The 8,025-nt window shown below is 64.8% G+C and carries 8 protein-coding genes; 4 read left to right on the top strand and 4 right to left on the bottom strand.

The features are described 5' to 3' along the window. Positions 1 to 1,110 (top strand): MFS transporter (locus AC0V2Y_RS18655; RefSeq protein ID WP_475418356.1); only part of this gene is annotated, 1,110 nt, incomplete at its 5' end. 6 nt (positions 1,111 to 1,116) lie between these two features. On the opposite strand, the gene AC0V2Y_RS18650 is transcribed toward AC0V2Y_RS18655, so the two are convergent. Further along, positions 1,117 to 1,755, bottom strand: coding sequence for a hypothetical protein (locus AC0V2Y_RS18650; protein ID WP_475414295.1), 639 nt, complete (start codon positions 1,753 to 1,755; stop codon positions 1,117 to 1,119). A gap of 173 nt (positions 1,756 to 1,928) precedes the next feature. Here AC0V2Y_RS18650 and AC0V2Y_RS18645 point away from each other — a divergent pair, with 173 nt between their 5' ends. Next, a complete protein-coding gene (locus AC0V2Y_RS18645; protein ID WP_426072629.1) occupies positions 1,929 to 2,255 on the top strand; it encodes a hypothetical protein in 327 nt (108 codons plus the stop codon). A 19-nt stretch (positions 2,256 to 2,274) separates the two neighbouring features. Here the strand turns inward: AC0V2Y_RS18645 and AC0V2Y_RS18640 are convergent, their stop codons facing one another. Both AC0V2Y_RS18640 and AC0V2Y_RS18635 read right to left on the bottom strand, forming a co-directional pair. Next, positions 2,275 to 3,117: a LytR/AlgR family response regulator transcription factor gene (locus AC0V2Y_RS18640; protein ID WP_475414296.1), complete on the bottom strand. Its 843-nt coding sequence runs from the start codon at positions 3,115 to 3,117 to the stop codon at positions 2,275 to 2,277. Next, on the bottom strand, positions 3,114 to 4,217 hold the full coding sequence (locus AC0V2Y_RS18635; protein ID WP_475414297.1) for a sensor histidine kinase: 1,104 nt from the start codon (positions 4,215 to 4,217) through the stop codon (positions 3,114 to 3,116). Before AC0V2Y_RS18635 ends, AC0V2Y_RS18640 begins: the two co-directional genes overlap by 4 nt. A gap of 198 nt (positions 4,218 to 4,415) precedes the next feature. Between AC0V2Y_RS18635 and ugpQ the strand changes: the two genes are divergently transcribed. Next, positions 4,416 to 5,159, top strand: a complete 744-nt coding sequence (ugpQ, locus tag AC0V2Y_RS18630; protein ID WP_475414298.1) for a glycerophosphodiester phosphodiesterase — start codon at positions 4,416 to 4,418, stop codon at positions 5,157 to 5,159. A 123-nt stretch (positions 5,160 to 5,282) separates the two neighbouring features. On the opposite strand, the gene AC0V2Y_RS18625 is transcribed toward ugpQ, so the two are convergent. After that, positions 5,283 to 7,352 carry a TonB-dependent receptor domain-containing protein gene (locus AC0V2Y_RS18625; protein WP_475414299.1) on the bottom strand — a complete coding sequence of 690 codons (2,070 nt, stop codon included), beginning with the start codon at positions 7,350 to 7,352 and terminating at the stop codon, positions 5,283 to 5,285. Between the two features lie 157 nt (positions 7,353 to 7,509). On the opposite strand from AC0V2Y_RS18625, the gene AC0V2Y_RS18620 reads away from it, so the two are divergent. Then, positions 7,510 to 7,965 carry a Fur family transcriptional regulator gene (locus tag AC0V2Y_RS18620; protein ID WP_475414300.1) on the top strand — a complete coding sequence of 152 codons (456 nt, stop codon included), beginning with the start codon at positions 7,510 to 7,512 and terminating at the stop codon, positions 7,963 to 7,965. The last annotated feature ends 60 nt before the right edge of the window (positions 7,966 to 8,025 follow it).

Below are 8,025 nucleotides of genomic sequence, written 5' to 3'. Positions count from 1 at the left end.
CAGCCCCTGTTCCCGCTGCTGTCGCAGCAGTTTCATCTGACGCCCGCGCAAAGCAGCTGGTCGCTGTCCGTGTCCAGCGGCTTGCTGGCCATCTCCTTGGTGCTGCTGAGCGCCGTCTCGGACCGGGTGGGACGCAAGCCGCTGATGGTGGCGTCGATGTTTTCCGCCGCGATATTGACGATCTTGTCCGCCTTCGCCCAGGATTATGCGCAACTGCTGGCCATCCGCGCTGCGCTGGGCATCGCCTTGGGCGGCATGCCGGCCGTGGCCATGGCTTACCTGGGCGAGGAAATCGAGGGGCCGTCGCTGGGACTGTCGATGGGGCTATATATCGCCGGCAGCGCGTTCGGCGGTATGTCGGGGCGCTTGATCGCTTCCATGCTCAGCGATTTCCTCTCGTGGCGCTGGGCCCTGGGCGTGCTGGGCGTGGCCGGCGTGCTGGCGGCGGCGGAATTCTGGCGCAGCCTGCCCGCGTCGAAGAACTTCGTGCCCAGTACCAAGGGTTGGAACGCCTTGCCGCATGCCATCAAGCAGCATTTTTCGGATAAGGGCTTGCCGTGGCTGTTCTGCCTGGCGTTCGTGCTGATGGGCTGTTTCGTCAGCCTGTATAACTACATCGGCTACCGCCTGCTGGCCGCGCCGTTCAGCTTGCGCCAGAGCACGGTCGGTTTGCTGGCCTTTCTGTACCTGATCGGCATCTTCAGCTCCGTCTGGGCGGGCCGCCTGGTGGACCGGCTGGGCCGGCGGGGCGTGCTGTGGATCATGCTGTCGGTGATGCTGTCTGGCATTGTATTGACCCTGTTCGACTCGCTGCCGCTGATCGTCATCGGCATGGCGCTGGCCACCTTCGGCTTCTTCGCCTCGCACTCGATCGCCAGCAGCTGGGTCAGCCGCCGCGCCCGCGCACCGCAGGCGCTGGCCTCGGCCTTCTACCTGCTGTTCTATTATTTGGGATCAAGCCTGATCGGTTCCGCCTCGGGCATGATGTGGGGCTTCGACGGCTGGACGGGTGTCATCATCATGCTGGGACTGTGCCTGGGCGGCGGCGTGCTGATCGCCCTGCGCCTGCGTCACTTGCAGCCGCTGGGCGCGCGCGAAGCGGTGGGCTGAGCCCGGCTATTTGGGGCAGTTGCCGATCATCGTTTCCCCCTGCTTGCCCGCGCGCGTGGTCACGCACAAGGTGCCCAGCGCGCTGGTGATTTTATACGTGCGGCTGCCCTTGGCCTCATTCGCGCCCACCTCCTCGATTTTCGACGCCTCGTACCATTTCGGCGGCACGGCCGCGTAGGCCTCGGCAAACCCTTGCTGCATGCGTTTGAAGCCCGTGTCCTCCAGTTTTTGTTCTCCCCGCTGGGGGAATTCCTTGCGCAGCTCCCTGTCGATCTTGCCCACGTCGCGTTTGGCTTGCGCCAGGATGTCGGCGGCGCTCGGTGGCGCGACGAGCGTGATCGCTTCGGGCGTTGCCGGTGCTGGCGCCGGCTCGATGGCAGGTGGCGGCAAGGGGCGGCCGACGGGCGCCGGTATGGTTCGGCGCGGCACGCTTTCAGCGGCCGGTTTTGCGCTGGGCAAGGCTGCCGGCCTGGACGGCGCAGGGGCCGTGTGGCGCAGCCAGGCGATGGACGGACCCTGCGGCAGGTTCTCGTCAGCGGCAAGGCGGGGGCGCGACTGCAGCACGACATAGGCCAGTCCCGCGTGCAGCAGGACGACCAGCAGCAGGCCGGGAGCGCGGCGGGACAGGGATGGCAGCGAGGTCATGGAGGGCAGGGAAGTTCGGGTACACCAATGTATCTGAAGGATTTGATCATTATCTAGAATGTCACAAGCGCTTACAACAAAGTGCCACACGGAAATTTCAACGCCATGGCCGCTGGCGGGGAACCCTGGACCGGCCTGACGATCCAACTCCAGATACCATGGGAGGACAGATCATGATGCAAGTAAAGGAAGTGGCACGGCGCTTTGGCGCCATCGAACACGCGATCGGCCAGGCGGCCCAGCTGTGCGGCAAGCAGCAGGGCATGCCGATGGACTTGAAGGATTGCATCAACCAGCTGGACCAGCAAAAGAGCGCCGTGCGGCAAGCCATCGACACGCACGACGATGCGCGCATCCGCCAGGCCGTCGACCAGATGGAATCGCTGGGCGACCGCGCCAAGCGGGCGTGCGGCACGGCGTCCAGCGTGACGCCGGAAATGAAGAGCGCCGTGCTCAAGGTGCACGATGAACTGTCGGACCTGAAGCACCAGCTTCACTAGAACCTGGCTCTTGCGCGCCTTACATCTGCCGGAACAGATGGGCATACAAGGGGCTGACGCGCAGCTGCGCCGGATGCTGGCGCAGGGTCAGTGACAGCTTGCCCGCCTCGTCGCGCACGGCCGTGGCGATGGCGCTGGCATTGACGATGGTGCCCCGGTGGATTTGCCAGAACTGTTGCGGGTCCAGCTGGGGCAGGAGTTCCTTCAGGCTCGTGCGTATCAGCGCTTCGCTGTCCTGGCACACGACGTTGATGTATTTGTCCAGCGCCTCGAAATACACGACGTCGGCCAGGGCGATCATGCGCACGCTGTTGCCGACGGCCGCCCGTATCATGTGCAGGCGCGGGGCGGGCGGCACCATTGCCTGCAACTGGGCCAGCAGGCGGGTCAGGTTGTCGTCGCCGGTGGGCGCTGTGACGGCCGCCGTCACCGGCGCCGTCGTGGCTGCCGCTGGCGTTGCTGTCCCGCTGTCGCGCAAGCGCTGCCGCAGCCGTTCCACCGTCTTGCCCAGGCGCGCATCGTTGACGGGTTTTAAGACGTAGTCGGCGGCCGCGTGCTCGAAGGCGGCCAGCGCGTATTCATCGTAGGCGGTGACGAACACGATATGGGGGAAAGCGACGCCGTCCGGCCACTGCTCCGCCAGTTCCTCGGCCGCTTCCAGGCCCGTCTTGCCCGGCATCTTGATGTCGAGAAATAATATGTCGGGCTGCAGCGCCAGGCCTTGTTGCAAGGCTTCCACGCCATTGGCGCAGGTGGCAACGATGTCGAGTTCCGGCCACAGCCGGCGCAGGGCATGCGCGAGGGCGGCGGCGAGTATGGGTTCGTCTTCGGCGATCAGGGCGCGCGGGGTGGGGTTGCTCATGGCGTGGGGCTCGCGGTGGTGGGGTGAATGGGAAATCGCAGGCGGGCGACGACGCCTGCCGGGGTGTTGGCGGCCAGCGACAGGCTGGCGGCATCGCCATGCATGCCGTGCAGCCGTTCGCGGATGTTCGCCACGCCCAGCTGCGTGCCCTTGGTCTGGCCCGGATGGTCGAGGCCCAGGCCATCGTCGGCAACCGTCAGGATCAGCATGCCGTCGTCCGTGGACGCCTGCACGTGGATATGGCCGCCTTCGATCTTCGGTTCCAGGCCGTGCTGGATGGCATTTTCCACCAGCGGTTGCAGCAGCATGGGCGGCACCTTGATATCGCGCAAGGCCTCGGGCAAGTCCAGCGTGTAGCCCAGGCGCGCGCCCATGCGTATCGACATCAGGCCCAGGTAGGCTTGCATGAGGGAGAATTCTTGCTCCAGCGTAGTGGCGCCGGCGCGCGAGGATGAGAGGGTGGCGCGCAAATATTGGATCAGTTGATCGAGCAGCAGCTGGGCGCGGTCCGGATCAAAGCTGATCAGGCCCTGCAGGTTGGCCAGGGTGTTGAACAGCATGTGCGGCTCGATCTGCGCCTGCAGCAATTGCAGCTGCGCCTGCATGGCCTGGCGCGCCACGGATTCGGCGCGGGCCTTTTCCTGGGCCGCCTCCATTTGCAGGCGGGCGATTTTTTCGCGGCTGCCAAAGAACAGGATGGCCGCTCCCGCCACCGCCAAGGTGAACACCGTCATGCCGACATTGCGTGACGACATGGAGACGGGCGCGGGAACGTCGATATTGGCCAGCCAGCCGAACAGCATGGTGCCGCCTACCTGTGCCACGGTGGCGCTGACGATGATGAGGGCAGTGAAGGGCAGTCTTGGGGGGCGGCGTCCCTCGCCCCACCAAGCCAGGCGGATGCCGTCGATGAGCAGGAAGGCGATGCCGCCTATGCACATGGATGCAAGCAGGTTGAGCCAGAAGCTTTGTCCGCCGCTCAGCACGAAGGTGATGAAGAGGGCGCACAGGACATTGAGCAGCAGCGCATAACGGGCATCGCCCAGCAGGCGCCGGTAGGGAAAGCCCGTCTTGCGGGGGGCGGTGTCGGTAGTGTGCATGCGGGACCGCTTTCGGGGGAGCGTTCGGGTTGGCAATGCGGCAATTATGGGCGGCTCTGCATGCGTGCGCAACGCCGTTGCGACGAAAGCGGGCGGAGACGGCGCCAATCGCCTGATCGCGTCCTTTACATGGTGGCGCTTGCACGCGATGATGGCAAGACGTCCCCATTGAAAACCTCATCATGATAAAGGAACACCATGTGGCCCTATCCACGCACCCTGGCGCACCGCGGCGGCGGCACCCTGGCGCCTGAAAACACCCTGGCCGCCCTGCGCTGCGGCCTCGCCTACGGCTACCGCGCCGTGGAATTCGACGTCATGCTGGCGTCCGACGGCGTGCCCGTCGTCGTGCACGACCCCGAGCTGGGGCGTACCGTGGCCGGCAGCGGCCAGGTCAGCGATTACACGGCCGCGCAGCTGGGGGCCATGGAGGCGGGTGCCTGGTTCGGCCCGCAGTTTGCGGGCGAGGGCGTGCCCACGTTCGAGGCCGTGGCGGCGTATTGCAAGGCGCAGCGCATCTGGATGAATATCGAGATCAAGCCGGCGCCCGGCTTCGATGCGCAGACAGGCACGGCGGTGGCGCGGGCCACGCGCGATTATTTTGCAAAGGAAATTGCTGCAGGAGAATTACTGCCGCTGCTCTCGTCGTTCAGCACCGCCGCCCTGGAAGCGGCGCGCCAGGCGGCGCCGGAACTGGCGCGCGGCTGGCTGGTCGAACAGATACCGGACGACTGGGCGAACACGGCGCAGCAGCTGGAGGTGGTGGCGCTCCATTGCGATCACCAGCAACTGACGCGTGCGCTGGCGCTGGAAGTCAAGAAGGAGGGATTGGGACTCTTCTGCTACACCGTCAACACGCCCGAACGGGCCAGCGAACTGCTGGCCTGGGGCGTGGATGGGTTTTGCACGGACCGGATAGATTTGATCGGAGCGAGGGAATAATGCGATGCATACTCAGCGGAAATCCGGGGTCAGACGCGTAGGGTCTGACCCCGGCAGTTGTCCGGACCATGGTGTTGTCGGCTTACGCGCTTGCGCGCTAAGCCGACCTACGTTTCAAGCGGCTTAGAAAGTCACGCGCACGCCTGCCGTAATATTACGCCCCAACAAAGGCGCCGCATTCTTGATGAAGGAAGTATGGCTGTACGCCAGTTCATTCGTCAGGTTGTTCGCCTTGATGTAGAACTGGGCCGGCGTGGTGCCGATGCGCGTGTCGTAGTTGGCGGACAGATTCAGCATGTTGTAGCCCGGGGTTGCCGTCTCGAACGCGGCGACCTTGTCTTGCTTGCCCACGCGGTAGAACTCGGCGACGCCGCTCCACGCCTGCCAGTTGGCGTCCACCTTCACGCCGACGCGCTGGGCGGGGATGCGCGGCAAGTTGTTATTGTTACCTGCGCCACCGTCGGCCAGCTTGGCCCGCACGTAGTCGCCGAACACGCTGGCGCCGAACATGGGGTTCAATTGCTGACGGACTTGCCCTTCCACGCCCGTGAACGTGGCGTCGCGCTGGGCGTACTGGATCAGCTGGAAGCCTTCATGGCTGTCCAGGGTGGAGCCGAAGATGTAGTTGTCGACCTTGTTGCGGTAGGCGCTGGCCGAGAAGGTCGTGGCGCCCGCATATTTACGCAAGGTCAAGTCGATATTGTTCGATGTTTCCTTGCCCAGGTTTTGATTGCCCAGTTCATACGTGGCCGTGGCCATGTGCACGCCGTGCGCATACAGTTCCTCGGCGCTGGGCAGGCGGTGCGTGCGCGAGATGGTCGAACCGAGCGAATACTGGGGAGCGAATTTCCATACGGCGCCCAGTGAGATCGAGGTGCCCTTGGCGCTGCGGTCCTGCAAGGTGGCGCTGTCGACCGCGATGTCTTGCCATTCGTGGCGCAAGCCCGCCTCGAAGCGCCATTGATCGAGCTTGTATTCTTCCACCAGGAAGGCCGCGTGTTTCTTCGTTACCGTCGGCGCCACGTAGGCTTCCTCGCCCAGGGCCGAGAAATCGCGCTTCGACGTTTGCAGGCCCACCACGCCGCGCCAGCCGAAGACGGGATGGTGTTCCATCTCCAGGCGCGCGTCGTGACCCTTGTTTTTAAATGTGGTGGCGATTTCCGTGCCTTCGATTTCATCGTGCTTGTAATCGGTGAACGCGGCGCGCAGGCGCAGCTTGGAGAAGCCGGGCACGGGATCGCGCAATTCGCCGCGCACGTCCCAGCGCTCGCTCTTCAGTTTCACGTAGGGCACGCTTTCGTGTTCATGCTCGTGCTCATGTTCGTCTTCATCGCCATGGCTGTGGCCTTCGTGGCCGCCGCAATGCAGGTGGGTGCCGTGCGGGTGGCAACTTTCGAATTCGTGGTTGTGGCCAGGCAAGCCGTATTCCGCGTGCTGGCTGGTGAAGGCCAGGCCCAGGAAACCGCGTTGACCCACCCACGACACGCCCACGCTGCCCGTGTCCGTCTTGTTGTAGCTGCCGGCCACCTTCGAGCCGCCTTCCCAGCCGCTGCCGACCTTGTATTCCTTCGCGTCGCGCTTGACGCCTTCCGCGTGGAAGGCGATGTTGCCGGAGCCGCCAGTCACTTCAAAGGCGCCCGCCTTTTCGCGCGCGGCCGAGTTGGCGCGCACTTCCGCGCTGCCTTCGAAACCTTTCGCCGGCACGCGGGTGGGGATTTTCTTGTCGATCACGTTGACGACGCCGCCGACGGCGCCGCCGCCGTAGGCCAGCGCGGACGGGCCGCGCAGCACTTCAATCTGTTCCGACAGCATCGGTTCGGCCGCGACGGCATGGTCGGGGCTGATGGTCGAGGCATCCTGTACTTCGGCGCCGTCCGACAGCACCTTGACGCGCGGGCCATCCATGCCGCGGATGATGGGACGGCTGGCGCCGGCGCCGAAATGGCTGGACGTGATGCCGGGCTGGCCCGCCAGGGTTTCGCCCAGGGTCGCTTCGCGGGCGCGCACCAGTGCCTCGCCTTCCAGCACGGTCACGGGGGTGCTCATGTCGTCGCTGCCCAGGGCCAGGGCGCTGGCCGAGACGGTGACGGCGGGTAAGGTTGTCGTCTGCTGCGCCAGGGCGCCGGCGGGAGCGGCAAAGGCCAGCATGATGGCCAGCGCGAGGGGAGTGGGTTGGTGAGGACGGACGGACATGGGCAAGGTTCCTTATCGGCTATCGGTGTTGGCAGGGTTGGGGCAGCGCGTGAAAAGGAAATAGCCTGCCCTAAGATGATAATGATAACCCATTATCATTACTGTGTGACAGTTTTTCCGGACGGTAGATATAGTCGGATGGTGTATTCTGTCGGCTATGGAACGCACAACACGTCAAAAAACCGCTATTCAAGCCGCCATCGAGTCGGCCCAGCGCCCCCTGTCGGCGCAGGAAATCCTCGAACAGGCCAGCTTGCAAGTGACGCAGCTGGGCATCGCCACCGTCTACCGCAACCTGAAATCGCTGGTGCTGGAAGAAAAAGTGCACGTGGTGACCTTGCCGGGCGAAAACCCGCGCTACGAGTCGAACACGGCCGCCAATCACCACCATCACCATTTCCAGTGCACCACCTGCCAGCGCGTGTTCGACGTGCATGATTGCCCGGGCGACTTGAAGCGCATGGCGCCGCAAGGCTTTGTCGTCGAACGCCACGAACTGACCCTGTACGGCCGCTGCGCCGACTGCAATGCCGCCACTGCCGTTGCGGCGGGCGCCGCGACCAAGGTCATACCCGCCCCGCACGCCTGCGCCGGCAGCCACGATCCGGCCTGAACGGGCAGGCTCGCATCTGTGGGCAGGCTTGCAACAATGCCCGTGCCCGCCGTCAATGCC

Source organism: Janthinobacterium sp. BHSEK (assembly GCF_056174685.1).
This window is presented reverse-complemented; position numbering and strand designations above follow the sequence as displayed.